Source organism: Variovorax sp. J31P179 (assembly GCF_030316985.1).
GTDB lineage: Bacteria > Pseudomonadota > Gammaproteobacteria > Burkholderiales > Burkholderiaceae_C > Variovorax > Variovorax ginsengisoli_B.
Genome location: NZ_JASZYL010000007.1, coordinates 177,628 through 202,975, shown reverse-complemented (window position 1 = coordinate 202,975; position 25,348 = coordinate 177,628). Strand labels below are relative to the sequence as shown.

Here is a 25,348-nt window from a genome sequence, read left to right as displayed (position 1 = left end):
GCTTGAGGCTCGCCCTGGCCCCTTCCAGGAACACCGCGGAACCGGCTTTGCCGGGCCGCTGGTGTTGCCCCCGGCAGGGGGTGGGCGGCTACACGAAGTGAGCCAACCTGGGGGGAGCTCTATAGCTTGTAGCTGTCGTCGATGCGGTCGACCTGGCGCACCAGGGCGTCGAACACATCCCGGCCGGCGCCGTGCGCCGGGTTGAACTGCAGCGCATCGCGTGTGCAGCGCTCGGCGATGGCCTCGGAGACCGGGATCGGCGCGCCCATCGACAAGGTCGCCAGCTGGATCTCGCAGGCACGCTGCAAGGTCCAGAGGATCGCGAAGGTCTGGGGCAGCGTCTCGCCCCAGGCCAGCAAGCCATGGTTGCGCAGGATCACGGCCTTGCGCTCGCCGATGCTCTTCAGCAGCCGCGGACCTTCGTCGGCATGGATCGTGATGCCCTCGAACTCGTGGTACGCGACCATGCCGTGCAATTGCGCGGTATAGAAGTTGGTCTGCTGCAGGCCGCCCTGCAGGCAGGCCACCGCCACGCCCGCGGTGGTGTGCACGTGCATCACGCAATGCGCGTCGGGCAGGCCGTCGTGGATCGCGGCATGCACCGTGAAGCCGGCCGGGTTCACCGCATGGGTGGAGCCGTCGAGCACCCGGCCCTCCAGGTCGATCTTGACCAGGTTGCTGGCCGTGACCTCGCTGTAGTGCAGGCCGAAGGGGTTGATCAGGAACTGCTTCTCGCCACCGGTCACGCTGTCGGGCAGCCGCACCGTGATGTGGTTGTAGATCATCTCGGTCCAGCCCAGCATCGCGAACACGCGGTAGCAGGCGGCAAGCTGCAGCCGGGCGGCGCGCTCGTCGGGGTGGAGGGCGGGATGCACCAGCGCCGAAGGCGACGGGGTGGCGAGTGTGTTCATCTGCAGTTCCTTTTCATGGTCAGCCCTCTGCGGTGAAGCCGACCTGTTTCACGATGGGGGCCCACTTGGCCGTGTCTTTCTTGATCAGCTCCGTGAGTTCGCCCGGCGTCGAGGACATCGCCTCCAGGCCGAAGCCCGCCAGGCCGTCGATCACGTCCTTCTGGGCCAGCGCCTGCTTGAAGGCGGCATTGGCGCGCGCCACCACTTCGGGCGAGGCCTTGGCCGGCAGCAGGAAGGCGAACCATTCGCTGTGCGTCATGTCCTTGATGCCCTGCTCCTCGAAGGTCGGCACGTCGGGCGCGAAGCGGCTGCGCTTGGCGCCCGAGACGCCGAGGATGCGCACCTTGCCGGTGGGCAGGTGCTGCGTGATGTCGCCGATCGGGCCCGACACCGCCGCGATGTTGCCGCCCAGCAAGTCGAGCATCGCCGGCTGGGTGCCGCGGTAGGCCGCGTGCTTGAGCTCGACGCCCGCGCTCTTGCCCAGCAGCGCGCCGATGAAGTGCGGCGTCGAGCCGGCGGCCGGCGAGCCGAAATTGGCGCCTTCGGGATGGGTCTTGGCCCAGGCCAGGAACTCCGGCACGGTCTTGATCGTGAGCGGCACCGCCGGCCCGACCGCGAAGCCGAAGTCGAACACGCAGGCGATGGTGACCGGCGACAGGTCGACCAGCGGGTCGTACGGCAGCTTCTTGTAGATGTGCGGATAGATCGTGAGGATCGAGGTCGGCGTCTGCAGGATCGTGGCGCCGTCGGCCGGCTGGCTCTTGACATAGGTGACCGCGATCTGGCCGCCCGCGCCGGTGCGGTTCTCGACCACCACGGCCTTTCCGTAGTCGGGCTGCAGCCGGGTCGCGACACGCCGGCAGGTGGTGTCGGAGGTGCCGCCGGCCGCGAAGCCGGTGATCAGGCGCGCCGTCTCGAAGGGAAAGCCCTGCGACTGGGCAAAGACGCTCTGGCCCAGGCTGGCCAGCAGCGCGGAGGCGCTGGTGGTCTGCAGCAGGTGGCGGCGAGTGATGGTCATTGAGATGTCTCCTCGGGTGGTCGATGTATTGGAAAGGGCATATTTTTCCCGCAACTCGGTGCGCCGCACACCCGCGTTTACCTCACGTATCGAGTACCGAAGTCATCACGCCGGGGATCAGTAGGTGCCGCCGCCGGCCGCCGGCCTGGCCGTGTTCTTGAAGCTCGCCGCCAGCGCGCTGGTGCTGCGCACCAGCAGGTTGGTGTCCAGCCCGACGGCGACGAAGGTCGCGCCCAGCGCCAGGTACTTGCGCGCCAGCGTCTCGTTGGGCGTGAGGATGCCCGCGGCCTTGCCGGCGCGCTGGATGCGGGCGATCGCGTCCTCGATCGCGGCCTGCACCTCGGGGTGGTCGGAGTCGCCCACGTGGCCCATCGAGGCCGACAGGTCGGCCGGTCCGATGAAGACGCCGTCGACGCCGTCGATCGCCGCGATGGCTTCCAGGTTGGCCAGCGCCTCGCGCGACTCGGCCTGCACCAGCAGGCAGACACGGTCGTTGGCTTCCTTGGCATAGGCGGGATAGCGGCCCCAGCGCGAGGCGCGCGCGCCGCCCATGCCGCGGATGCCCTCGGGCGGGTAGCGCATCGCGCGCACGATCGCGCGCGCCTGTTCGGGCGTGTCGACCATCGGCACCAGCAGGGTCTGCAGGCCGAGGTCGAGGTACTGCTTGATCAGCGCCGCGCCCGCGTCGCCATGACCCAGCGGCACGCGGGCGATCGCGTTGACGCCCGGATAGCCGGCGATGGCTTGCGCCTGCTGCAGGATGCTGGCCAGCCCGTTGGGCGAATGCTCGCCGTCGATCAGCAGCCAGTCGAAGCCGGCGCCGGCGCAGATCTCGGCGCTGTAGGCGTCGGCCAGGCCGAGCCAGAGGCCGATCTGGGCGCGCTTGTCGGCCAGGGCTTGCTTGAAGGGGTTGATGGGTGTGGTCATGTGTGGGTCTTTCAGACGAAGCGGAAGGAGATCGCGCCCAGGGGGCCGTAGTCCGCATGGAATGTATCGCCCGGCAGCGCGGTGGTCGGCCGCGTGAACGAGCCGCCGAGCACGATCTCGCCGGCCTCCAGGCATTCGTCCCAGGGCGCCAGCTTGTTGGCGAGCCAGGCGACGCCGGTGGCGGGATGGTTCAGCACCGCGGCCGCGACCCCGGACTCTTCGATGACGCCGTTCTTGTAGAGCAGCGCGCTGACCCAGCGCAGGTCGACCGCGTCCGGCTTCACCGGCCGCCCGCCGGTCACGATGCCGGCGTTGGCCGCGTTGTCGGCGATGGTGTCGAACACCTTGCGCATCTGCTTGGTGTGGCGGTCGAACTGCTCGATGCGCGCATCGATGATCTCGATCGCCGGCACCACGTAGTCGGTGGCGTCCAGCACGTCGAAGATCGTTACGTTCGGTCCCTTGAGCCGCTTGCCGAGCTTGAAGGCCAGCTCGACCTCGACCCGCGGCGCGATGAAGCGCGAGAACGGGATGTCGCCGCCCTGCTCGAAGAACATGTCGTCGAGCAGCGTGCCGTAGTCGGGCTCGTCGATCTGGCTCGACAGCTGCATGGCGCGCGAGGTCAGGCCGATCTTGTGGCCCTTGACGGTGCGGCCCTCGGCGATCTTGGCCTTGACCCATTCGCGCGAGATCGCGTAGCCGTCCTCGATCGTCATCTCCGGATGGCGCTTCGAGAAATGCTCGACCTGCACGCGCGTCTTCTCGCTCTCGTGGAGTTCGGCGGCCAGTTGCCGGATGAGTTCGGGTGCGAGCATGGTTCAGGACTTGTTGAAGAGGGGATGCAGGTTGCTGTGCTTGCCGTCGTAGACCTGGCCGGGGCTCTCGTCGATCTGCAGCGTGATGCCGATGTGGCGTTGGTCGAAGACCGGCGCGAAGTGCGCCTTCGTCGCGCCCAGAAGGGCGTCGCCGACGCGCTTGTGTACAGCGGCGCTTCGGCCCGCGCCCATCCGCAGGTTGAGGTAGACGAAGGCGTAGTCGGCGCGGCCGTCGGCGACCGCGTAGTGCGCGGCCGGGTAGGCCAGCACGCGCGTGCCGCCGGTCGGATAGACCTGCCGGCCCTCGTCGTCGCCCTGTTCGAGCATGCAGTCGGCGAGCGCGCGGCAGAGCGCCGACATGTCGGTCTCGCGCTCGATGTTGGGGGTGTAGAGAATGACCAGGTGCGGCATGGGGGCCTCAGAGGCGAGAGACGGCCTGGAAGCCCTCGGCGCTGGACGCCTGGGCCTTCGGAATGGCGCGGCCGTCCTGCGGCGTGACCGGCAGCACCACGTTGATCTGGCCGGTGCCCGAGGAGCCGAAGTAGGGCGTCACGACCTCCGCGCGGCCGTCGTAGGCCGACCAGCCCAGCGCGCCGAGCACCATCGCCGTGTCGTGCATGAAGCCCTCGCCATGGCCCTTGACGGCGTACTCGGGCAGCATGCTGCAGAAGTCATTCCATTCGCCGTTCTCCCACATCCGCACCACGTCGTGGTCCATGCGCTCGAGCAGCGGGCTCCAGATGCGGTCGGCGAACTGCGGCGCCAGCCCGTTCTGCGCGAAGCGGTGCGACATCGATCCGCTGGCGAAGAAGGCGACCGTGCCGTCGTAGTGGTCCTCCACCGCGCGCCGCATGGCCCAGCCCAGGCGGGCGCTGTCGTTCAGGTAGTGGCTGGTGCACAGCGCCGAGACGCAGATCGCCTTGAAGTGCAGGTCCTCGTTCATGTAGCGCATCGGGACCAGCGTGCCGTATTCAGGCCCGAGCGTGGTGGCGTCGTGCGCCAGCGTCTCCACGCCCCATTGGTTGCAGGCCTGCGCCAGCAGCTTGCCGAGCGTCGGGTTGCCCGGCACCTCGTAGGGCATGTTGCTGATGAAGTGCGGCAGCTCGTTGCTGGTGTAGACGCCCTTGAAATGCGGCGCGCAGTTCAGGTGGTAGCTGGCGTTGACCAGCCAGTGGGTGTCGAACACCACGATGGTGTCCACGCCCAGTTCGCGGCAGCGCTGTCCGATCTCCTTCAAGCCGTCGATGGCGGCCTGCCGGCTGCCCTTGCGCGGGCCGTCGAGCTCGCTGAGGTACAGCGAGGGCACGTGCGTGATCTTGGCGGCGAGTGCGAGCTTGCCCATGGTCAGACGCCCCAATGGGGGATGTGGTGCGATCCGAGCGAGACCGCGATGTTCTTCGGCTCGCAGAACACTTCGTAGCTCCAGGTGCCGCCCTCGCGCCCGGTGCCCGAGGCCTTGGTGCCGCCGAAGGGCTGGCGCAGGTCGCGCACGTTCTGGCTGTTGACGAAGCACATGCCGGCCTCGACCGCGGCGGCGACCCGGTGCGCGCGGCCGATGTTCTCGGTCCACACATAGCTCGACAGGCCGTAGGCGATGTCGTTGGCCAGCCGGATCGCATCGGCCTCGTCCTTGAACGGGATCAGGCAGGCGACCGGCCCGAAGATCTCGTCCTGGGCGATCTTCATGCGGTTGTCGACATCGGCGAACACGGTGGGCAGCACGTAGTTGCCCTTCTTCACGCGATCGGGAAGCTCCGGCGCGCCGAGGCCGCCGCACAGCAGGGTCGCGCCTTCCTTCGGGCCCAGCTCGATGTAGCTGCGCACCTTGGCCAGGTGGGCCTGCGAGATCATCGGCCCGACGATGGTCTTCTCGTCGAGCGGATCGCCGACCGTGATGCGCTTCGCCCGCTCGGCGAACTTCGCCGCGAAGTCGGCATAGATCGACTGCTGCAACAGGATGCGCGAGCCCGCGGTGCAGCGCTCGCCGTTGTTGCTGAAGATCATGAAGATGGCGGCATCGAGCGCGCGGTCGAGGTCGGCGTCGTCGAAGACCACGAACGGGCTCTTGCCGCCCAGCTCCATGCTGAACTTCTTCAGGCCCGCGCTCTTTACGATGCGATTGCCGGTGGCGGTCGATCCGGTGAACGAGATCGCGCGCACGTCGGGGTGCGCCACCAGCGGCTCGCCGGCTTCCTTGCCGTAGCCGTGCACCAGATTCAGCACGCCGGCCGGGATGCCGGCCTCGAGCGCCAGCTCGCCCAGGCGCGCAGCAGTCAGCGGCGACAGCTCGCTCATCTTCAGCACCGCGGTGTTGCCGAAGGCCAGGCAGGGCGCGACCTTCCAGGTGGCGGTCATGAAGGGCACGTTCCAGGGCGAGATCAGCGCGCACACGCCGACCGGATGGAACAGCGTGTAGTTCAGGTGCGTGGGCGTCGGGTAGGTGTGGCCGTCGACCCGCGTGCACATCTCGGCGAAGTAATAGAAGTTGTCGGCCGCGCGCGGCACCAGCTGCTTGCCGGTCTGGGCGATGACCTGGCCGCAGTCGTTGGTCTCGGTCTGCGCGATCTCGGGCACGTTCCTGGCGATCAGGTCGCCGAGCTTGCGGATCAGCTTGGCGCGCTCGGGAGCGGGCAGGCCGGCCCACTTCGGGAAGGCCTCCTTGGCGGCGGCCACGGCCGCGTTCACTTCGGCCTCGCCGCCCGAGGCGACCTCGGCCAGCACTTCTTGCGTAGCCGGGTTGACGGTCTGGAAATAGTCGCGGCCGGCGACCGGCTTGCCGTTGATGAGGTGGTCGATCTGCATGGGGATGTCTTTCAGGGTCAGTCGATTCGGATCTCGCGCGAAGCGATCAGCGCCTGCCACTTCTTGCGCTCCGATTGCACGTAGCGGTTCATGTCGGCGGCGTCGGTGGGGCGGGCTTCCCAGCCGGCGTCGAACAGCTTCTGGCGCACGGCGGGGTCGTTCATGGCCTTCAGCAGGTCGGTGCCGAGCTTCAGCTGGATGTCCTTCGGTGTCGCGGCCGGTGCCACCAGGCCTTGCCAGGTGTAGGCCTCGACCTCGGCGAAGCCGAGTTCCTTCGCGGTCGGCACCTGCGGCAGCTGCGGCACCCGCTCGCCCGACATCGCGAGCAGCGGCACCACCTTGCCGGCCTTGACGGCGCTGATGCCGCTCGGCAGGTCGAGCATCATCAACGGCACCTGGCCGCCCATGAGATCCTGCAGCGCCGGGGCGCCGCCCTTGTAGGGCACGTGCAGCAGCGAGACGCCCGCCTCGCGCTGGAACAGCTCGAGCGCGAGATGGTGCGGGCTGCCGGCGCCAGGGGTCGCGATGCTGTACTTGCCGGGCGCCTTCTTGAGCGCGGCGATCAGCGCCTTGGCGTCGGCGAAGCCCGCGCCCGGCGCGGCCGTGATGATGAGCGGCGAGCGCCCCATCATGCCGAGCGCGACGAAGTCCTTCTCGCTGTCGTAGGGCAGCTTCTTGTAGAGCACCGGGTTGTAGACCAGCACGCCGTTGTCGGCCGAGAACACGGTGTAGCCGTCGCCGGGCGAGCGCGCCACGTTCTCGGAGGCGATGATGGCGGCGGCGCCGGGGCGGTTGTCGACCAGCACCGGCTGGCCGATCTGCTGCGACAGCTGGGCGCCGGCGGTGCGCGCCAGGAAGTCGGTGCCGCCGCCGGCCGGATAGCCGACCACCCAGCGCACCGGTTTGGCCGGATAGCCTTGCGCCGGCGCGTCGAGCGCCACCACCGATGCGGCCAGTGCGACCATCGCGGTCGCGAGCTTGATCATCTTCATCATCTTGTCTCCGTTTGCTGCGCCGCTCAGGCCGCGGCGATGGTGTTGACCAGCGCGCCGATCTGCGCGATCTCGGTCACGATGACGTCGCCCGGGCGGCAATCGACCACGCCGTCGGGCGTGCCGGTCAGGATCAGGTCGCCGGGCTGCAGGGTCATGAAGGCGCTGAAGTACTCGATCAGGAAGGGCGCGTCGAAGATCATGTCCTTCGTGTTGCCCGACTGCGTGAGCTTGCCGTTGACCGTGGTGCTGAGCGCCAGCGCCATCGGGTCGGCCACGTCTTTGGCGTCGACCAGCCAGGGGCCGATCGGCGTGCAGGTGTCGCGGTTCTTGACGCGCAGGTTGGGGCGGTACCAGTTCTCGAGGTAGTCGCGGATCGCGTAGTCGTTCGCCACCGTGTAGCCGCCGATGAAGTCGTAGGCGTCGTCGCGCTTCACCTTCTTCGCGGTCTTGCCGACCACGATCACCAGCTCGCATTCGTAGTGCATGAACTGCACCTCCGACGGCCGGTAGGTCAGCTGGCGGTGGCCGGTGAGCGTGCTCTCGCCCTTGACGAAGACCAGCGGCTCCTCGGGCGCCTTGAACTCCAGCTCCTTGGCGTGGTCGGCGTAGTTGAGGCCCAGCGCGAGGATGGTGCGCGGGCGCGGCACGGGCTTGAGCGGCGGCAGCCACGAGACCGCATCGGCCTCGACATGGCGGCCATCGGCCAGCCGCAGGCGGCCGCCGTCTTCCACGGCGTCATGCACCGCGTTCTCGAACAGGATGCGCGCGTGCTTCATGCCTGCTCCTTCACGAGGGTGTTGACCAAGGTCTCGAAGCCGGGCGCGCTGATCTCGATGCGGTCCCCGGGGCGTGCCAGCGGGCGGCCGGCGTCGCAGCCGAGCATCAGCACCTCGCCATGCGAGAGTGTCATGAACTCGCCGACATCGGCCAGCAGCTGCTCGGCGCTGCGCACCGTCTGCGAGAAGTCGATCGACTGCTTCAGCTCGCCGTTGATGCGCACCTCGAGCCGGAACTGCGCCGGGTCGGCCACCTCCTGCGCATCGCGCATCGCCGCGCCGATGCCGAGGAAGCCGTCGACGCACTTGAACTTGACCGGCGGGCGGAAGAAGCTCGCATGCGGGATCGACAGGTCGTTCATCAGCACGAAGCCCTCGACGTCGTTGTCGACGCCGATCACCATCGCGACCGTGGCGCCGACCTCGACCGCATCGACCTGCGCCGGCACGGTGATCGTGCTGCCGTGCGGGCTCCAGGTGTTGGCGGTCTTGACGTAGAGCACGGGGGCCTTCGGTGGGGCCTTGTAGGGCGGCTGGTTCATCTGCGGCGCGAGTGCCTCGACTTCCGCGCGGAAGTTCAGCAGCACGCCGTAGACGGTGCCTGTTGGTAGGTAGCTCATGGTTTCGCCGCCGGGCCGCCCCAAGGCGAAACGCGCCCCCTCGGGGGGCAGAGAGGACACGAAGTGCCGAACGTGGGGGTCATGGTTGTTCCAATGCGATCAATTCGTCGAGGAGTTGGTAGAGCTGGGCCAGCTTCTCCTTGCCCATCGCTTCTTCCATCCACGCGTAGTGCGCCTCGATGCTGGTCGAGAGCTGCGTCACCAGCTGGTGGCCGCGGGCCGTGGCCTCGACCACGGTGCGGCGCTGGTCTTCTGGGTCGCGGCTGCGCGCGATGAGGCCGTCGCGCTCCATGCGCGCCAGCACGCCGGTCAGGCTCGGCCCGAGGATGAAGGCCTCGCGCGCCACCCGGCCGGTCTCGACCGCGCCATGCTCGCCCAGCACCCGCAGCACGCGCCACTGCTGGTCGGACAGCGCGTGCTCGCGCAGGCTCGGCCGCGTATGGCCCATGACCGCCTCGCGCGCCTGCAGCAGCAGGCGCGGCAGGTTGCGGTGGGAGAAGGCGGTGCTGCGCATGTCCATGTTGGAGTGGATTATTTAATATATTAAATAGTTGGGTCAAGCGGTGGAGGCTTCGGGAAAACCCTTGGCTCACGCGCTAAAACCTGACACGCGCCGTAGCCCCCGAGGCGAAGCCGTTCGCGGCAACGGCTGACGCGCCCCTGCGCCGGCCGCATGGAACCATCGGTCTTCACCACACAACCCCGGAAGATCCAATGAAGAAGATGCTGTTCGCACTCGCCGCCTCCCTCACCGTCCTGACCGCTGGCGCCCAAGTTGGCAAGGCTGCCTCGGAGGCCACCGACGCGGCCAAGCACAAGATCGACGAGAAGCGCGCGGACAGCGAGGCCGAGAAGAGCGGCCCGGTCGGCAAGACGGTCAACAACGTCAAGTCGGGCTATCACAAGAACCGCTCGAAGGCCTCGGCCGACAAGGCCAAGCAATCGCTGAAGAACGCGGGCTGACCGGCCCTCAGGCTGGCGCCTGTCCCTTGACCGCCCACGCCAGCGCCGCATAGGAGCGCGGGCCGTCGGCCTCGCCGTCGAGGTAGGCCGACCCGACCGCCTCTCTCAGCCGGGCGCGTTGCTCCGGGTCCAGCGTCGACAAGTACTCGGCGACCGGGCCGTCACGACCTTCGAAGGGCGTCCAGTAATCCGCGAAGGACGAGAACTCCATGCGAATCGCGAGCGATGTCTCGGCGACCGATTTCAGCCCGGCCTCGCGCCATGCCTTGGCCAGTTCGCCGGGCCGCGTCATCGGCCGCGTGTAGCTGCTGGCGCGGCGCTCCCTTCCTGAGGGGTCCAGCGCGGCCGCGGTGTCGAAGAACATGCGGTTCGAGACGAAGCCGCCGCGCGCGTCCCATACCGCCGCGCCGACCACCGCCCCCGGCTTGGCGACCCGCCGCATCTCGGCGATCGCCTTGCCCGTGTCCGGGACGAAGTGCAGCACCAGCAGCGACAGCACGCGGTCGAAGTGCCGGTCCGGGTAGGGCAGCGCGCAGGCGTCGCCCACCTCGAAGACGATGCGCGGGTCCTGGTTGTGGCGCCGGGCATGGGCGATGTAGGGCTCGGCGAGGTCGATGCCCCGCACCTCGCCGGCCCCGGTGCGGCGCGTCACCGCGAAGGCCAGGTGCCCGGTGCCGCAGCCGACGTCGAGCACGCGCTCGCCATCGGCGCTGCCGACGAAATCCAGGAAGGGCAGTGCCAGCTGGCGGCTCCAGCGGCCCATGAGCTTTTCGTAGGCATCGGCGTCATTGGCGACGAAGGTGGATGAGGCGGAGGTCATCGGCGGTCCCCTTTCGCACCGCCGTGGGCGTTGCTGGCCGATGCTAGGGTGCCGTGGACCGCGACGTCAACGTGGCCGGCACGGCAGTGCCTCCGGCCCTGCAGACTTCCGCCATCGGCGAGACAATGGCCGCGCCTTTGTCCGCCCGCGCGGGCCGGGGCCACCCACCCGAACCCCTCCGCGCATGCCATCCCCGTCCGCCGTTTCGCCTGCCTCGCCGTCGTCGTCCTCGTTCTCCCTGCGCCGCATCGCCGTCCCGGCCTTCGGGCCGTCGCTGCTGTTCGGCATCGGCGAGGGCGCCATCCTGCCGATCGTGCCGCTCACGGCGCGCGACCTGGGCGCCTCCGTCCCGATGGCGGCGCTGATGGTCGCGCTGATCGGCATCGGCTCGCTGCTCAACAACATCCCGGCCTCGTTCATCACGATGCGCTGGGGCGAGCGCTGGGCCATCGTCGCGGCTGGCGTCTGGAGCGCGCTCGGCATGGCGCTGTGCGTCGGCACCTCGCACCTGGTCCTGTTCGGGGCCGGCTGCTTCATGGTCGGCATGTCGCAGGCGATCTACAACCTGGCGCGCCAGAGCTACATGACCGAGGCCGTGCCCATCGCCTACCGTGCGCGCGCGCTATCGACCTTGGGTGGCGTGATGCGCATCGGCATGTTCATCGGCCCCTTCCTGGCGGCGGCCGCGGTGCATGGCTTCGGCCTGCAGGCGGCCTATGTCGTCGGCATTGTCGGCGCCATGGGGGCGGCGATCGTCGGTGCGCGCATTCCCGATCTCGAGGCGCCGCCGCTGCCGCCCGGGCATGCGCCGGCGGCCGCGCCGACCATCGCCTCGACGCTGCGCGATCACAAGCACGTCTTCCTGACCCTGGGCATCGGCGTGGTGCTGATCAGCGCCGTGCGCGCATCGCGCCAGGCCGTGATCCCGTTGTGGGCCGACCACCTGGCGCTGGCGCCCTCGGTGGCCTCGCTGATCTACGGGCTGGCCGGCGGCATCGACATGCTGGTGTTCTACCCGGCCGGCAAGGTGATGGACCTGAAGGGCCGGGTCTGGGTCGCGGTGCCGTCGATGCTGATCATGGGGCTGGCGATGCTGCTGATGCCCCTGACCACCGGTACCTTGACGCTGCTGTGCGCGGCGCTGGCCATCGGCTTCGGCAACGGCATCGGCTCGGGCATCATCATGACCGTCGGCGCCGACCACTCGCCGCGCCACGGGCGCGCGCACTTCCTGGGCGTGTGGCGGCTGATGTCCGACATCGGCTCGTCCTGCGGCCCGGCGCTCCTGTCCTTCCTGGCCGCCAGCCTGTCGCTGGCTTCGGGGATCGCGGTGGTCGGGCTGATGGCCCTGGCCGCGGCGGCGACGCTGGGCTACTGGATTCCGCGCCACGGGGACCGCGGCGGGCGGCGAAGGCAGGGCTGAGCCGCTGCCGGGCGGCTGCAGGTCAAAGCATGCCCAGGACCATCATCGCCAGCCCCACGACGCCGACCACCCAGATCGCCGTGCGCAGATAGGTGATGCCGGCGCAGTAGACCGGCAGGTACAGCACCCGCGCCCAGAAAAAGATCTGCGCGCCCGTCGCCACCTTCGGACTGGTCGCGCCCGCCGCATGCGCCACCAGCGCGATGGCGGCGAACAGCACGAAGTTCTCGAGCGTGTTGCGGGCCGCGCGCTCGGCACGCCCAGCGATCGGCGTGGCCGCGGGCAGGTTCTCGCGGTTGCCCAGCGCGAGCAGGGTGCCCGAAGGGGTCCAGCCCTTGACCCGGATGAGGCTGGCCACGAGCAGGGCGAGCCAGGTCAGGATGGCCATGTAGATCACGAGCATCAGGGTGGGGGTCATCTCGGGGCTCCTTGCAAGTCCGCCCGCATTGTCTGCCCGGAGCGGCCCGCATGCATCCCTACACTCACCCCCCATGGCCAAGGAAAAAACCCTCTTCGTCTGCAGCGAATGCGGCGGCACCAGCCCCAAGTGGCTCGGCAAATGCCCGAGCTGCGGCGCCTGGAACACATTGATCGAACAGGTCGGCCCCGCCCCGGGCGCGCCGGCCAACAACCGCTTCGGCACCCAGTTCTCCTCGCTGGCCGGCTCGGCCGAACTGGCGACGCTCTCGGAGATCGAGGCCACCGACATCGCCCGCACGCCCACCGGCATCGATGAACTCGACCGCGTGCTGGGCGGCGGCATCGTCGACGGCGGCGTGACCCTGATCGGCGGCGACCCCGGCATCGGCAAGTCGACCCTGCTGCTGCAGGCGGTCGACGCGCTGCAGCGCGCCGGGCGCAACGCGCTCTACGTCACGGGCGAGGAGAGCGGCGCGCAGGTGGCGCTGCGCTCGCGCCGGCTCGGCCTCGACCATTCGCAGGTGCAGGTTCTGGCCGAGATCCAGCTGGAGAAGATCATCGCCACGCTGGACGTGCACCGCCCGGCGATCGCGGTGATCGACTCGATCCAGACCGTCTACTCCGACCAGCTCACCTCGGCCCCGGGCTCGGTGGCGCAGGTGCGCGAATGCGCCGCGCACCTCACGCGCTTCGCCAAGGCCAGCGGCACCGCCATCGTGCTGGTGGGCCACGTCACGAAGGAGGGCGCGCTGGCCGGCCCGCGCGTGCTCGAGCACATGGTCGACACGGTGCTGTACTTCGAAGGCGACACGCATTCGAGCTTCCGGCTGGTGCGCGCCATCAAGAACCGCTTCGGCGCGGTCAACGAGATCGGCGTCTTCGCGATGACCGAGCGCGGCCTGAAGGGCGTGGCCAACCCGAGCGCGATCTTCCTGAGCCAGCACGCCGAGCCGGTGCCCGGCAGCGTCGTGCTGGTCACGCTGGAGGGCACGCGGCCGATGCTGGTCGAGATCCAGGCGCTGGTCGACAACGGCGGCCCGAGCCCGCGGCGGCTGTCGGTCGGCCTGGACCGCGACCGCCTGGCGATGCTGCTGGCGGTGCTGCACCGCCATGCGGGCGTGGCCTGCATGGACCAGGACGTGTTCGTCAACGCGGTCGGCGGGGTGCGCATCAGCGAGCCGGCGGCCGACCTCGCCGTGATGCTCGCGATCACGTCCAGCCTGCGCGGCAAGCCGCTGCCCAAGGGCTTCATCGCCTTCGGCGAAGTGGGCCTGGCCGGCGAGGTGCGGCCGGCGCCGCGCGGCCAGGAGCGCCTGCGCGAGGCGGCCAAGCTGGGTTTCAGCGTGGCGGTGGTGCCCAAGGCCAATGCGCCGCGCAAGGGCACGAAGGAGATCGAGGGCCTGACGATCCATGCGGTGGAGCGGATCGAGGAGGCGCTGGATATCGTGCGGCAGATGCAGTAGGCGCCGCCCTGGCGGCCGTCAGCCGTCCGAATCCCAATACGGCGGATCCCCGAAGGCTGCCTTGAGCGCATCCGTCATCGCCCGCAGCTTGGCCGAAGGCGACCGCCCTTCCGGATGCGCCACGTACAGGAACTCTTCTTCCGAAGGCAGCCCGATGTCGATGGCCGCCAGCCTGCCGGCACGCAGCGACTCGCCGACGATGAAGGTGGGCAGCAGCGCGATGCCCAGGCCGGCCTCGCAGGCGTCGCGCATCATGTCGCCGTTGTTCACGCGCAGGGCGCGCGTGGCGCGCACCGACACCAGCTCGCCATCGCGGCGGAACTGCCAGTCGGCCACGCCGCGGTTCGTATAGAAGACGCCGCGATGGCGCTGCAGGTCCTCGGCGCTCGATGGCCGGCCGTGCTGCGCCAGGTAGTCCGGCGAGGCGACCAGCGCGCGGCGGCTGCGGGCCAGCGTCCAGGCCACCAGGCGCGAATCGGCCAGGGGCCCGTTGCGGACCACGCCGTCGTAGCCGTCCGATGCGGCATCGACTCTCCGGTCGTCCAGTTCGAGCGTCAGCTCGACGCCCGGATGGGCAGCGATGAAGGGATAGAGCGCCGGACCCAGGTGCATGCGCCCGAAGGTGACCGGCGCGGAGATCCGCAGGGGCCCGACCAGCGTGCCGCGCCGCTGCGCCAACTCGGCGGTGGCCTCCTCGATCTCGCGCATGATGGCCGAGGCCCGCGCCAGGAAAGTGGCGCCGTCTTCGGTGAGCGTGAGCTTGCGGGTCGAGCGATGCAGCAGCCGGACTCCGAGCTCTTTCTCAAGGTCGGCCAGGCGCTCGCTGACGACCGACTTGGAGAAGTTCAGCCGCCGCGATGCTTCGCTGATGGAGCCAGACTCCGCGACCGCCACGAAGGTGGCCATGCCATCCAGCTTCACCATGCCCAGGGTCCTTGTTGTCACGCACGGCAAGCACTTTAGTCTTTCCTGCTGGCCGGGCGCCAAGGAGCCGCATTCGCTGCCTCAGGTGCGGGTGATGGAGGCACCGCCGTCGACCAGCGATGCGGTGCCGGTGACGAAGGAAGAGTCGTCCGAGGCCAGGTACAGCACCGAGCGCGCCAGCTCCTCGGGCCGCGCGACGCGCTTGAGCGCGTGCAGGTTGGTGATGAAGGACTGCGACTCCTTGGTGTCGTTCATCGTGCGGTACATGTCGGTGTCGACCGCGCCCGGCAGGATCGCATTGACCCTCACGCCTTGCGGGCCGTACTCGGCGGCCAGCGCCTGGGTGAGGCCGATCAGGCCCGCCTTGCTCGCCGCATAGGCGGCCACGCCGGGGAAGGCGAAGCTGTGGCCGACGAAGGTCGAGGTGAAGATCACCGAGCCGCCGCCGTTCTCCAGCATCTGCGCGACCTGGTGCTTGGCGCCCAGGAAGGCACCGGTCAGGTTGATCGCCAGGGTATCGGTCCAGCCGGCTTCGCTGACGCCGGTGCTGGGACCGCCTTCGCCCAGGGTGCCGGCGTTGTTGAAGGCGACGTCGAGGCGGCCGTAGGTCGAAACGGCCAGCGCGACCAGGGCGCGTGCGTAGTCTTCCGAGCGCACGTCGCCAGCGAGCGCGACCGCCTGCCCGCCGGCGGCGCGGATCTCGGCCACCAGCTGGTCGAGCTCGGCCGCGCGGCGTGCGCCGACGACCAGCCTGGCGCCTTCGGCCGCGAACAGCTTGGCGGTGGCATGGCCGATGCCGGCGCTGGCGCCGGTGATGAGGGCGACTTTTCCTTCGAGGCGGTTCATGGTGGATCCTTTGAATGGCGAGGTGGATTGAAGAGATGTACGAAGTGTGGGGTTGACGGGGCGTTTGGGGTAGCGGTCGAATGGCGATGCTGGCTTTCGGGAAAACCGAACGATGGGGCGTCGCGTCCCGAGCCCGCTGTCTTGACCAAGGGCTTTTGCGGCGCTATAAATAGCTCCAAACACGGAGCTATTTATGGAAATGATCCTTGCCGATGTCGCCGTGAGCATGTCCGAGTTCAAGAAGAATCCGGCTGCGGTTCTCAGGGAGGCGAACAACCGCCCCGTGGCAGTGCTCAACCACAATCGCGCGGCGTTCTACATGGTCGAACCCCGTCTTTTCGAGGCCATGATGGAGGAGCTCGCCGACCAGGATCTGTACCGCAAGGCGATCAGCCGTCTGGCCGAGAAGTCGCGCGCCGTCGAGGTCGACATTGACGACCTCTGAGGGGAAGTCAAAGCACAAATACAAGCTTCGCATCATGCCGGAGGCCTTGGACGAGTGGCGCAAGCTCGATGGCTCCGTTCAGGCAAACCTCAAGAAGCTGCTCGCCAAGCGACTCGACAATCCCCATGTTCCTGGCGGAGAGCTGCACGGGCCGCTCGCCGGCTGCTACAAGATCAAGCTCCGGCAGCAAGGCGTGCGCTTGGTCTATTCGGTCGAGGACGACCACTTGCCGGTGACCGTCGTGGCCGTCGACAAGCGAGAGGACGGCGTGGTCTATCAGTCCGCGGTCGCGCGCCTTTCTGTCGCGGCGTCTGCGCTGTCGAAGGCCCTGCGCGACAAGCTCGAGAGGTAGCCAGCCTGCCGTTTCGGGTTTCCCCGGGTCCTGCGCCATGTCGATTTTCCGCAGGCTCGTTCGACGTACCCATCGAGGGTCATCCTCTTCACATCCAGGAGAACGCAACCATGGCTACCAACACCGTCCGTCTGCACCGCGTGCTGCGCACCCCGCCCGAGCGGGTCTACCGCGCCTTCGTCGAACCGAAGGCATTCGAGCGCTGGCTGCCGCCCTTCGGCTTCACCGGCGAAGTCCACAGCATGGAGCCCGTGGTCGGAGGGGCCTGGCGCATGTCCTTCACCACATTTAGTAGCGGCCACAGCCACTCCTTCGGCGGCAAGTACCTCGAACTCGTGCCCGGCCAGCGCATCGCCTACGACGCGAGCTTCGATGACCCCAACCTGCCGGGCACCATGAAGACCACCGTGACCCTCACCGCCGTGTCCTGCGGCACCGACGTGGCGATCGTGCAGGAAGGCATCCCCGAGATGATTCCTGTCGAGATGTGCTACCTGGGCTGGCAGGAGTCGCTCGTGTCGCTGGCCCAACTGGTCGAGCCGAACATTCCGAATTGAAGCGCCGGCATCCGGCATCCGGCAGTCCTCAAGGCCGCTGGTTGCGCAGCCAGGTCTCGCGGCCGAGCCGGTAAAGGCACATCCGCTTCAACTCGCCCTCCGGCAAGGCTGGATTGGGGTGGTCGAAATCCTCGTCGGGGTTGGTGGTCATGCCGACGCGCGCCATCACCGCGCGCGAAGGCAGGTTGACCAGCGGCGTGAACGACACGATCTCTTCGAGCCGAAGCTGCTCGAAGGCCACGTGCAGCGCCGCCTTGGCACCCTCGGTGGCGTAGCCCTTGCCCCAATGCGCCCGGGCCAGGCGGTAGCCGAGTTCCACGCACGGCATGAAGGGCAGGGCCCGGCGCGGTATCGACAGGCCGATGAAGCCGATGAAACCCGGGGACTCGCGCGTCTCCACCGCCCAGTTGCCCCAGCCCCGGGCGTCGAAGCCGGCCTGCCAGCCGTCCAGCTCGCGATCGCTGGCCTCGCGGGTCATCAGGCCAGCGAAGAAGCGCATGACCATCGGATCCGCGTTCATCTCGGCGTACGGCGCGCGATCGGATTCCTTCCACTCGCGAAGCTGCAGCCGCTGGGTGGTGATCCGGATCGGGGTCATGGGTGCTGCCGCTCGACCAGCTGCTTCAACGCCGCCAGGTCCCGGCGCACATGGGCGACGTCCGCCTCGAAGCTCTGCAGGCTGGCGTCCGCCGGCCGAATGACCACGAAACTCAGCAGGATGCCGTCGCCGCAGGGCGTGACCCGGAACGCGTTGTGGACGCTGACGCCGTTCGGCAGCGTGGCGTCGTGGTCGAGCACGCCGAAGGCATTGGCGGGCGCCATCGCCACCTTGACCTCGCCCATCGGCGAGTCTGCGAACCATTCGCCATCGCGCTGCGTGATGCCCTTGGCCAGGCCGGATGCCCACAGCGGCAGCTTGTCCATCTGGCGGGCGATGGCGTAGACCACGTCGGCCGGGACGTCGACGGCCTGGGTGACGACCACTGCTTCGTTCGACATCGCCATGCTGTTCCTTTCGACGAATTCGGCGTCGATTGTGGCCCTGACTGGCGATGCGATTCACCGCCCATTGTTGCCCGTTGAGCGAATAATCGTTCGCCAAAGCGCCAGAAAGTACTAAGATCGCCCCCGTGAAACCCAAGGACGACGAAAAGCTCCGCGCCATCGCCGAGGCCACCTTCACGCTGGTTGAGCAGACCGGCCTGAGCGGCCTCACCATGGCGGCCATCGCGCGCGAGGCGGGCCTGGCCACGGGCACGCTGTACGTCTACTTCAAGTCGAAGGAAGAGCTGATGGTCGCGCTCTACGAGCAGGCCAAGACCTCGACCACGGCCAGCCTCATGCACGGCGACGACCCCAAGGCGCCGTTTCGCAGCCGCTTCCAGCACATGTGGATGAACTGGCTCGACCACCGACTCACGCACTATGCGCAGGTCGTCTTCATCGAGCAGTACTACAACTCCCCCTGGTTCAGCGAAGAGAGCCGCAACCTCTCGGCCCGGCTCATCAAGGGCTGGATCGACCTGATCGAGACCGCCAAGTCGCAGCAGATCCTGAAGGATGTGCCCACCGTGCTGCTCATCAACAGCTTCGGCGGCTCGGTGCGCGAGACCGCCAACCTGCTTCGCTCGGGCGCCCTCCAGCGCACCGACGCCAACCTGGCCATGGCCTTCGGCCTCTGCTGGGACGGCATCAAAGCCTGAAAACCCCTTGACCCGCCGAAGCCACAGGTCTATTGTTTAGCCGAATTTTTGTTCACCCAAAAGAAGAGAACCCACCATGACCACCCTCAGCATCAACGGCAAGGACCGGCAGGTCGACGCCGACCCCTCCACCCCCATCCTCTGGGCCTTGCGTGACACGCTCGGCATGACCGGCACCAAGTTCGGCTGCGGCGCGGCGCTGTGCGGGGCCTGCACGGTGCACCTCAACGGCCAGGCGATCCGCTCGTGCATCACGCCGATCTCGGCCGCGGCGGGCCAGAAGATCACCACCATCGAGGCCGTCACCGACGGCAGCGACAAGGTCGGCAAGGCCGTGAGCGCCGCCTGGGTCAAGCATGACGTGGCGCAGTGCGGCTACTGTCAGAGCGGGCAGATCATGTCGGCCACGGCCTTCCTCAAGACGATCGCGCCCGGCAAGCTGCCCAGCGATGCCGACATCGATTCGGCGATGGCCGGCAACATCTGCCGCTGCGGCACTTACGCCCGCATCCGCGCCGCGGTGGCCGACGCCGCCAAGGCATTGGCTTGAAGGACAAGGGGATCACCATGAACTTCGACCCGACCACCTTCGAGTTGCCCGCCAACCTTCGCGCGCTGATGACCACGCGCGACGATGAACAAGCCGAACCCCAGGGCCTCCCGCGCCGCAGCTTCCTCAAGCTCACGGCGGCGGGCGGCTTCGCGCTCGGCGTCTTCCCGGCGGCCGTGCTGGCGCAGGAAGACGGCAAGAACGCAGCCGCAGCGGCACCCGCCAAGGCCGCAGGCCTGAAGCCGCTGCAACAGCCGGCTGCCTTCGTGCACATCGACCGCGACGGCACCACCACCATCACCATCAACCGGCTCGACTTCGGCCAGGGCGTGCAGACCGGCCTGCCGATGATCCTGGCCGAAGAGCTCGACGCCGACTGGTCGAAGGTCAAGAGCGTGCACGGCAGCAACGACCCGGCCTACGTCGACCCCGCCTTCGGCATGCACATCACGGGCGGCTCGGGCTCGATCAAGAACTCGTACACCCAGTACCGCGAACTCGGCGCCCGCATGCGCGCCATGCTGGTCGGCGCGGCGGCGGCCCAGTGGAAGCTCGCCCCCTCCTCGCTGCAGACGCGCGACGGCTTCGTCATCAGCCCCTTGGGCAAGAAGCTCGGCTACGGCGAACTGGCCGAAGCCGCGATGAAGCAGCCGGTGCCCGAGACGGTCAAGCTCAAGGACCCGAAGGACTTCCGCCTCATCGGCAAGCCCACCGGCCGGCTCGATGCCAAGGCCAAGTCCAGCGGCCACCAGGACTACGGCATCGACATGAAACTGCCCGGCATGCTGACTGCCGTGGTGGCGCATCCGCCGGTGTTCGGCTCCAGGATCAAGTCGGTCGACGACAGCGCCGCGAAGGCGATCAAGGGCGTCAAGGCCGTGCTGCGCGTGCCGCTCGATCGCGGTGCCGAAGGCGTGGCCGTGGTTGCCGATGGCTACTGGCCCGCCAAGCAGGGCCGCGACGCGCTCAAGATCGAATGGGACGCGAGCGCCGTCGAGAAGGTCGACAGCGAGAAGCAGCTGGTGCAGTACCGCGAGCTCGCCACCAAGCCCGGCGCGCGCAAGTACGACGCCGACGTCTCGAAGATCGCCGGCGCGCCGCACAAGATCGATGCCGAGTTCGTCTTCCCGTACTTGGCGCATGCGCCGATGGAGCCGCTCAACTGCACCGTCCACCTGGTCGGCGGCAAGGCGGTCGTGTGGACCGGCACGCAGATGCCGGGCATCGACGGCATGGCGGCGGCCAAGGTGCTGGGCGTGCCGCCCGAGAACGTCAAGGTCAACGTGCAGATGGCGGGCGGCGGCTTCGGCCGTCGCGGCCTCTTGACCAGCGACTTCGTGGTCGAGGCCTGCGGCGTGGTCAAGGCCGCGCAGGCGGCGGGCATCAAGGCGCCGATCCGCACCTTGTGGAGACGCGAGGACGACATCAAGGGCGGCTACTACCGCCCGATGCACCTGCACACCGCCAAGATCGGCTTCGACGCGCAGGGCAACGTCACGGGCTGGGACCACGTCATCGTCGGCCAGTCGCTGCTGATGGGCAGCATGTTCGAGCCGATGATGGTCAAGGACGGCATCGACGCCACCGCGGTCGAAGGCATGAAGGAGCCTTATGCGCTGCCGATGCGGCTCACGGTGCATCACCCCAAGCTCAACGTGCCGGTGCTGTGGTGGCGCAGCGTGGGCTCGACCCACACGGCCTTCGTCATGGAGACGCTGCTCGACGAGATCGCGCGCACCACCAGGCAGGACCCGGTCGCCTACCGCATGAAGCTCATCGGCGACAAGCACCCGCGCCACAAGGCGGCGCTGCAGCTGGCGGTCGACAAGTCCGGCTACGGCAAGAAGAAGCTCGAAGCCGGCCGGGCCTGGGGCGTGGCGGTGCACGAGTCTTTCGACTCGGTGGTGGCCTATGTGGTCGAAGCCTCGGTGAAGGACGGCACGCCCACGCTGCACAACGTGACGGCGGGCGTGCACTGCAACCTGGTGGTCAACCCGAAGAGCGTCGAGGCGCAGGTGCAGGGCGGCGCGGTGATGGCGCTGTCGATGTGCCTGCCGGGCGCCGCGATCACCTTGAAGGACGGCGTGGTGCAGCAGAGCAACTTCGGTGACTTCGTGGTGCCGAGGATGACGGACATGCCGCAGATTGCGGTGTTCACGGTGCCGAGTGCGGATGCGCCTACGGGGATGGGCGAGCCGGGCTTGCCGCCGCTGGCGCCGGCGTTTGCGAATGCGGTGGCGGCGATCACTGGCAAGCCGGTGCGGGAGTTGCCTTTCAAGCTGGCTTGAGGGGGTTGTAGACGGGTGAGCCTTGCGCTGTCGGGAGCGCAAGGCTTGCGTGGCGATGAAGCCAATGTGATCACAATGCTGCTCAGAACTGCAGGAGGCAAGCACATGCCCACGTCGCCCACCGCGCCCAGCAAGCGAGAAACTCTCAACATCCGCATCAAGCCCGAGGAGCGTGACCTGATCGATCGGGCAGCCAGGGCACGCGGCAAGAACCGCACCGACTTCATGCTGGACGCCGCCCGTGCAGCCGCGGAGGAAACCTTGCTCGACCAGGTTCTCGTCGCCGCCAGTCCGCAAGCCTATGCCGCGTTCCTGGCGCGGTTGGACATGCCGCTCCAGTCGAATGAGCGGCTGCGCAAGACGATGCGAACGAAGACCCCTTGGGACCCGGCATGACGCAGGCCTGCGCGCGATCCAGGCAGCAGAGGCCATTGGTCCATGCGCTCACGCGGTGAGCGGGCCTGTGCGCAGATCCCTGGCAACTTTCTGCGCAGTGGCGCTGGCCACGCTGTGCGCCATCGCGATGCCGGCCGGCGCGCCACGCGCCGAGCCGGCCCGCGTCGACCCGGTCGCCGCGGGCTGGAACACCGCGGCGCTGGACGCGCTGATCGACTATGTCGCCCGCCAGAAATCGACCGGCCTGGTCATCATCCAGGACGACAAGCTCATCGCCGAGAAACTCTGGCCGCCGGCCGCGGATGCCAGGGGATTCCGCGCCGCCTTCGTGCACGGCACGGCGGCGGACGGCGCAACGCTGGAAGACGTCGCTTCGCAGCAGAAGAGCTTCGTCGCGATCCTCGCCGGCATCGCGGTCGACAAGGGCCTGCTGGACGTGTCGCGGCCCGTGTCGTCGTACATCGGCGCTGGCTGGTCGAAGGCGACGCCGCAGCAGGAGGCCGCGATCACCGTGCGCAACCTGATGGAGATGAATTCGGGCTTGAAGGAAGACTTGAGCTTCGACGCGGCGCCTGACACGAAGTTCTTCTACAACACGCCGGGCTATGCGGTGATGAAACCGGTGCTGGAAGCGGCGGCGAATCAGCCGCTGGCCGAGATCACGCAAGCCTGGCTCGCGCGCCCCGCCGGCATGAATGACACGACCTGGCGCAAGCGGCCGGCGCTGATGGCGGATGTCGGCAATCCGACTGGCCTGGTCACGACGCCGGGGGACATCGCCCGCATGGGGCAGGTCGTTTTGAACGGCGGAGTGACGGACGCGGGCGTGCGCGTGATTTCCAAGGCGCAGCTCGATGCGCTCTTCGTGCGGACGAAGACGAATCCATCCTATGGACGGCTCTGGTGGCTCAACGGTGGCGCTGCGACCGTGGGTGTGGGCGCCAATGCGCGGCGTCGGCCCGGTCCGTTGGTCGCGGCCGCTCCTGCGGACATGGTGGCTGCGATGGGCGCGCTGGACCGCAGGCTGTTCGTCGTGCCGAGCCGCAAGCTCGTCGTCGTGCGCACGGGGCAGGCGGCGGTGGATCGGGACTTCGATGAGCAGCTTTGGCGGCTTCTGGTTCGGGCGATGCCTGCCAGTTGAACGAGCGAAAGGCGGGCGCCGAGAATTTCGGGCGATGAATTAGATCGCGTCGGCGCTCGATAGCGTGCGCCCGTCGCAACGGCGCCGCATACTGCCTAAGTTGCATTGAACGGCGCGATCGGGTATTGCGCAATTCACAAAAGTCTTAAAGTCCGTCGAGCCCGCAACGGCCGCAACGGCCGCAGCGAGTCGCCAAGAAGGCGGCGCCAACGGCGCCACCGTCTTCAGACCCGAACGAATCGGCACTCGCGCATTTTCGTAGAGCGCATATCGCGTGCGGGCACAGGTCGTCTGATACGGCGAAATTCACGGATTCTGAACCTATGCACGTCAGACGTTTATCGCAAGACTATCGGTCACACCCAAAGCGGCTATCGCGTCGGGTGGCCACAAGCAGCCGCGGCAGCGTTTTGAAGTAGTGCTGCTCGCGATGGATGATGGCAAGCAATAACCTAGGAATACTCGAAACAATGGATTGGGTACCTATAGTCTTCGTTACGTTCAAGGTTCTCGTGTTCGGCACGTGCATGTTCTTCGCCATCAAGTGGCACTACGAACGAGGAAAGCAGGAGAAGGGGAAGGAGAAGCGCGGCGCGGTGCTACGCGCGGGTGGCAAGGTGGCCGCAGTCTTCGCGCTGTCGCTCCTGGGCCTCTGGCTCCTGACCTTCGGGCTTGGCAGGATGCTCGGTTTGGACTTGACCTTCCCATGATGGCGCTTCGGCCGCACGCCCGGGCTCGGACAAATTGCACAGTTCCCGCTTGATTGATCGTGACGTCGCGTGCGGCCTGAACTCGACAACGCCATGATGCCCAGCTCTTCGCCCGCCACCAGACGCTGCAGGTGGTCGATGCCCTCAAGCGCGACGCACAGCCGATCGTTCACGAGGGCAAGTGGCGAGCCCTGCTCAACTTCCCGTGGAGCTACGGCGTGGTCTTCACGCGCATCACGCGCAAGCAGTTCGATGCGGCGTGTGCGTGACCGATCCCCGACTTCCTGCGCGTGATGGACCTGCAGCAGGAGCAGCTGGCGCGCAGCCTCGGCGTCGGCCATCGCGCGATCCACGGCGTGGCCGGCTCCGGCAAGACCATGATCCTGGGCTACCGAGCGGAGTACCTGGCCAAGGCGGCTGCCGGCGCCGACGCGGACAAGCCGGTGCTCGTGCTTTGCTACAACCAGCCGCTTGGCGGTCAAGCTGCAGGCCGTGATGCAGGCAAAGCAACTGGCCGGCCGCGTGCAGTGTGCGGCACTTCCGCAAGCGGTGCCGTGACCAGCTGGTGGCCTTCGGCCAGCCGCTGCCGCCCAATGGCTTGCCCGTGGGTCCGTTCATGGAACAGATGGTGAAGAACGTCATCGACGGCGTCGACCGCCGCATGATCCCATCGGGCCAGTACCTTGCGGTGCTGGTCGACGAGGGCCACGACTTCGCGCCCGAATGGCTCGAGCTGGTCACGCAGATGGTCGACCCGCACACCAACAGCCTGCTGCTGTACGACGATGCCCAGAGCATCTATGACAAGCGGCGCGGCGGTAAGCCTTTCAGCTTCAAGAACGTGGGCGTGCAGGCGCAGAGCCGCACCACTATCCTGAAGATCAACTACCGCAACACCCGCCAGATCCCGCAGGCCGTCAGCGCGATGGCAACCGATCTGCTGCGCGTGCAGGAGAAGGACGAAGACGGCATCCCGCTGCCGCACCCCGTGAGCTGCGGCCGCGACGGCGCCGAGCCGATCGTCATCGACCTGCCGACTCCACGCGAGCAGGCCGAACGCATCGCCGAGTTGATGGCCAGCGCCCACAACGAAGGCCATGCCTGGGGCGACATGGCGGTGCTGTGCCGCAGCTGGGCGCTGATGGACGAATGCGCCAAGGCACTGAACCGCCGCCGCCTGCCGCACAAGGTGCGCAAGGGCGCGCGCGACTTCGACCCACTGGCCGACACCATCAAGGTGATGACCCTGCATGCGAGCAAGGGGCTGGAGTTTCCGGTGGTGGCGGTGATGGGCGCGCGGCAGGCCGTGGCGGGTGGTGATCGCAATACCGCGGAGGAGGGCGATCCGCTGGAGGAGATGCGCTTGTTCTATGTGGGGGCGACGCGGGCGACCTCGCGGTTGATCGTGGCGAATGCGGTGCCCGTGTGAGCGGCCATCGGCGGCGTTTCGACGCCCTTGAGAGCATCCGCGGCCGATCGGCCC

General features: G+C 68.0%; 29 protein-coding genes and 1 pseudogene. 13 read left to right on the top strand and 17 right to left on the bottom strand.

Going from position 1 to position 25,348, the window contains the following annotated elements:
- Positions 1 to 119 precede the first annotated feature (119 nt).
- The 11 genes from QTI17_RS19875 to hpaR form a co-directional block, all read right to left on the bottom strand.
- A complete protein-coding gene (locus tag QTI17_RS19875; protein WP_286535115.1) occupies positions 120 to 911 on the bottom strand; it encodes a class II aldolase/adducin family protein in 792 nt (263 codons plus the stop codon).
- Positions 912 to 930: 19 nt separating this feature from the next.
- Positions 931 to 1,929, bottom strand: a complete 999-nt coding sequence (locus tag QTI17_RS19870; protein WP_286535114.1) for a Bug family tripartite tricarboxylate transporter substrate binding protein — start codon at positions 1,927 to 1,929, stop codon at positions 931 to 933.
- A gap of 117 nt (positions 1,930 to 2,046) precedes the next feature.
- Complete coding sequence (locus QTI17_RS19865) at positions 2,047 to 2,856, bottom strand: aldolase/citrate lyase family protein (protein WP_286535113.1); 810 nt, start codon at positions 2,854 to 2,856, stop codon at positions 2,047 to 2,049.
- A gap of 11 nt (positions 2,857 to 2,867) precedes the next feature.
- Complete coding sequence (hpaH, locus tag QTI17_RS19860) at positions 2,868 to 3,671, bottom strand: 2-oxo-hept-4-ene-1,7-dioate hydratase (RefSeq protein ID WP_286521739.1); 804 nt, start codon at positions 3,669 to 3,671, stop codon at positions 2,868 to 2,870.
- A gap of 3 nt (positions 3,672 to 3,674) precedes the next feature.
- A complete protein-coding gene (locus tag QTI17_RS19855; RefSeq protein WP_286535112.1) occupies positions 3,675 to 4,082 on the bottom strand; it encodes a 5-carboxymethyl-2-hydroxymuconate Delta-isomerase in 408 nt (135 codons plus the stop codon).
- Positions 4,083 to 4,089: 7 nt separating this feature from the next.
- Positions 4,090 to 5,013, bottom strand: coding sequence for a 3,4-dihydroxyphenylacetate 2,3-dioxygenase (gene hpaD, locus QTI17_RS19850; RefSeq protein ID WP_286535111.1), 924 nt, complete (start codon positions 5,011 to 5,013; stop codon positions 4,090 to 4,092).
- A 2-nt stretch (positions 5,014 to 5,015) separates the two neighbouring features.
- Positions 5,016 to 6,473: a 5-carboxymethyl-2-hydroxymuconate semialdehyde dehydrogenase gene (hpaE, locus tag QTI17_RS19845; protein ID WP_286535110.1), complete on the bottom strand. Its 1,458-nt coding sequence runs from the start codon at positions 6,471 to 6,473 to the stop codon at positions 5,016 to 5,018.
- A 17-nt stretch (positions 6,474 to 6,490) separates the two neighbouring features.
- A complete protein-coding gene (locus tag QTI17_RS19840) occupies positions 6,491 to 7,465 on the bottom strand; it encodes a Bug family tripartite tricarboxylate transporter substrate binding protein (RefSeq protein ID WP_503011082.1) in 975 nt (324 codons plus the stop codon).
- 26 nt (positions 7,466 to 7,491) lie between these two features.
- Positions 7,492 to 8,244 carry a fumarylacetoacetate hydrolase family protein gene (locus QTI17_RS19835; RefSeq protein WP_286535108.1) on the bottom strand — a complete coding sequence of 251 codons (753 nt, stop codon included), beginning with the start codon at positions 8,242 to 8,244 and terminating at the stop codon, positions 7,492 to 7,494.
- Positions 8,241 to 8,864, bottom strand: a complete 624-nt coding sequence (locus tag QTI17_RS19830) for a fumarylacetoacetate hydrolase family protein (RefSeq protein WP_286535107.1) — start codon at positions 8,862 to 8,864, stop codon at positions 8,241 to 8,243. Before QTI17_RS19830 ends, QTI17_RS19835 begins: the two co-directional genes overlap by 4 nt.
- 79 nt (positions 8,865 to 8,943) lie before the next feature.
- A complete protein-coding gene (hpaR, locus tag QTI17_RS19825; RefSeq protein ID WP_286535352.1) occupies positions 8,944 to 9,378 on the bottom strand; it encodes a homoprotocatechuate degradation operon regulator HpaR in 435 nt (144 codons plus the stop codon).
- A gap of 200 nt (positions 9,379 to 9,578) precedes the next feature.
- Between hpaR and QTI17_RS19820 the strand changes: the two genes are divergently transcribed.
- On the top strand, positions 9,579 to 9,827 hold the full coding sequence (locus tag QTI17_RS19820) for a hypothetical protein (protein WP_286535106.1): 249 nt from the start codon (positions 9,579 to 9,581) through the stop codon (positions 9,825 to 9,827).
- 7 nt (positions 9,828 to 9,834) lie between these two features.
- Here the strand turns inward: QTI17_RS19820 and QTI17_RS19815 are convergent, their stop codons facing one another.
- On the bottom strand, positions 9,835 to 10,647 hold the full coding sequence (locus tag QTI17_RS19815; RefSeq protein WP_286535105.1) for a class I SAM-dependent methyltransferase: 813 nt from the start codon (positions 10,645 to 10,647) through the stop codon (positions 9,835 to 9,837).
- Between the two features lie 184 nt (positions 10,648 to 10,831).
- On the opposite strand from QTI17_RS19815, the gene QTI17_RS19810 reads away from it, so the two are divergent.
- Positions 10,832 to 12,070: an MFS transporter gene (locus QTI17_RS19810; protein WP_286535104.1), complete on the top strand. Its 1,239-nt coding sequence runs from the start codon at positions 10,832 to 10,834 to the stop codon at positions 12,068 to 12,070.
- A gap of 22 nt (positions 12,071 to 12,092) precedes the next feature.
- Here QTI17_RS19810 and QTI17_RS19805 read toward each other — a convergent pair whose 3' ends face one another.
- Positions 12,093 to 12,488 carry an MAPEG family protein gene (locus QTI17_RS19805; protein ID WP_286535103.1) on the bottom strand — a complete coding sequence of 132 codons (396 nt, stop codon included), beginning with the start codon at positions 12,486 to 12,488 and terminating at the stop codon, positions 12,093 to 12,095.
- Positions 12,489 to 12,561: 73 nt separating this feature from the next.
- On the opposite strand from QTI17_RS19805, the gene radA reads away from it, so the two are divergent.
- Positions 12,562 to 13,953 carry a DNA repair protein RadA gene (gene radA / locus QTI17_RS19800; protein ID WP_286535102.1) on the top strand — a complete coding sequence of 464 codons (1,392 nt, stop codon included), beginning with the start codon at positions 12,562 to 12,564 and terminating at the stop codon, positions 13,951 to 13,953.
- An 18-nt stretch (positions 13,954 to 13,971) separates the two neighbouring features.
- On the opposite strand, the gene QTI17_RS19795 is transcribed toward radA, so the two are convergent.
- Together QTI17_RS19795 and QTI17_RS19790 are read right to left on the bottom strand one after the other, a co-directional pair.
- Positions 13,972 to 14,877 carry a LysR family transcriptional regulator gene (locus tag QTI17_RS19795; protein ID WP_286535101.1) on the bottom strand — a complete coding sequence of 302 codons (906 nt, stop codon included), beginning with the start codon at positions 14,875 to 14,877 and terminating at the stop codon, positions 13,972 to 13,974.
- A gap of 81 nt (positions 14,878 to 14,958) precedes the next feature.
- Positions 14,959 to 15,723 (bottom strand): SDR family oxidoreductase, encoded by a 765-nt coding sequence (locus QTI17_RS19790; RefSeq protein ID WP_286521755.1) that lies wholly within the window; start codon positions 15,721 to 15,723, stop codon positions 14,959 to 14,961.
- A 193-nt stretch (positions 15,724 to 15,916) separates the two neighbouring features.
- On the opposite strand from QTI17_RS19790, the gene QTI17_RS19785 reads away from it, so the two are divergent.
- The 3 genes from QTI17_RS19785 to QTI17_RS19775 all read left to right on the top strand — a co-directional run bounded on the left by QTI17_RS19785 (position 15,917) and on the right by QTI17_RS19775 (position 17,077).
- The gene (locus tag QTI17_RS19785) at positions 15,917 to 16,168 is read left to right on the top strand and encodes a type II toxin-antitoxin system Phd/YefM family antitoxin (RefSeq protein ID WP_286535100.1); all 252 of its coding nucleotides are present in this window, start codon (positions 15,917 to 15,919) and stop codon (positions 16,166 to 16,168) included.
- Between the two features lie 34 nt (positions 16,169 to 16,202).
- A complete protein-coding gene (locus tag QTI17_RS19780; RefSeq protein ID WP_286535099.1) occupies positions 16,203 to 16,520 on the top strand; it encodes a type II toxin-antitoxin system RelE family toxin in 318 nt (105 codons plus the stop codon).
- Positions 16,521 to 16,630: 110 nt separating this feature from the next.
- Positions 16,631 to 17,077 (top strand): SRPBCC family protein, encoded by a 447-nt coding sequence (locus tag QTI17_RS19775; RefSeq protein WP_286535098.1) that lies wholly within the window; start codon positions 16,631 to 16,633, stop codon positions 17,075 to 17,077.
- A 28-nt stretch (positions 17,078 to 17,105) separates the two neighbouring features.
- On the opposite strand, the gene QTI17_RS19770 is transcribed toward QTI17_RS19775, so the two are convergent.
- Positions 17,106 to 17,675: a GNAT family N-acetyltransferase gene (locus QTI17_RS19770; protein ID WP_286535097.1), complete on the bottom strand. Its 570-nt coding sequence runs from the start codon at positions 17,673 to 17,675 to the stop codon at positions 17,106 to 17,108.
- Positions 17,672 to 18,076 (bottom strand): SRPBCC family protein, encoded by a 405-nt coding sequence (locus QTI17_RS19765; RefSeq protein ID WP_286535096.1) that lies wholly within the window; start codon positions 18,074 to 18,076, stop codon positions 17,672 to 17,674. The genes QTI17_RS19770 and QTI17_RS19765 overlap by 4 nt, the downstream gene beginning before the upstream one ends.
- A gap of 131 nt (positions 18,077 to 18,207) precedes the next feature.
- Here QTI17_RS19765 and QTI17_RS19760 point away from each other — a divergent pair, with 131 nt between their 5' ends.
- From QTI17_RS19760 to QTI17_RS19730, 7 genes and pseudogenes are all read left to right on the top strand, one after another.
- Positions 18,208 to 18,780, top strand: coding sequence for a TetR/AcrR family transcriptional regulator (locus tag QTI17_RS19760; RefSeq protein WP_286535095.1), 573 nt, complete (start codon positions 18,208 to 18,210; stop codon positions 18,778 to 18,780).
- A 76-nt stretch (positions 18,781 to 18,856) separates the two neighbouring features.
- The gene (locus QTI17_RS19755; protein WP_286535094.1) at positions 18,857 to 19,330 is read left to right on the top strand and encodes a (2Fe-2S)-binding protein; all 474 of its coding nucleotides are present in this window, start codon (positions 18,857 to 18,859) and stop codon (positions 19,328 to 19,330) included.
- Positions 19,331 to 19,347: 17 nt separating this feature from the next.
- Complete coding sequence (locus QTI17_RS19750) at positions 19,348 to 21,618, top strand: xanthine dehydrogenase family protein molybdopterin-binding subunit (RefSeq protein WP_503011080.1); 2,271 nt, start codon at positions 19,348 to 19,350, stop codon at positions 21,616 to 21,618.
- 105 nt (positions 21,619 to 21,723) lie between these two features.
- Positions 21,724 to 22,014 carry a type II toxin-antitoxin system TacA family antitoxin gene (locus QTI17_RS19745; protein WP_286535093.1) on the top strand — a complete coding sequence of 97 codons (291 nt, stop codon included), beginning with the start codon at positions 21,724 to 21,726 and terminating at the stop codon, positions 22,012 to 22,014.
- 97 nt (positions 22,015 to 22,111) lie between these two features.
- Positions 22,112 to 23,155, top strand: coding sequence for a serine hydrolase domain-containing protein (locus tag QTI17_RS19740; RefSeq protein ID WP_286535092.1), 1,044 nt, complete (start codon positions 22,112 to 22,114; stop codon positions 23,153 to 23,155).
- A gap of 470 nt (positions 23,156 to 23,625) precedes the next feature.
- Entirely contained in the window at positions 23,626 to 23,865 is a 240-nt protein-coding gene (locus QTI17_RS19735) for a hypothetical protein (protein WP_286535349.1), read from the top strand.
- 110 nt (positions 23,866 to 23,975) lie between these two features.
- Positions 23,976 to 25,294: pseudogene (locus QTI17_RS19730) on the top strand (DEAD/DEAH box helicase); the annotation flags it as partial.
- Positions 25,295 to 25,348: the final 54 nt, after the last annotated feature.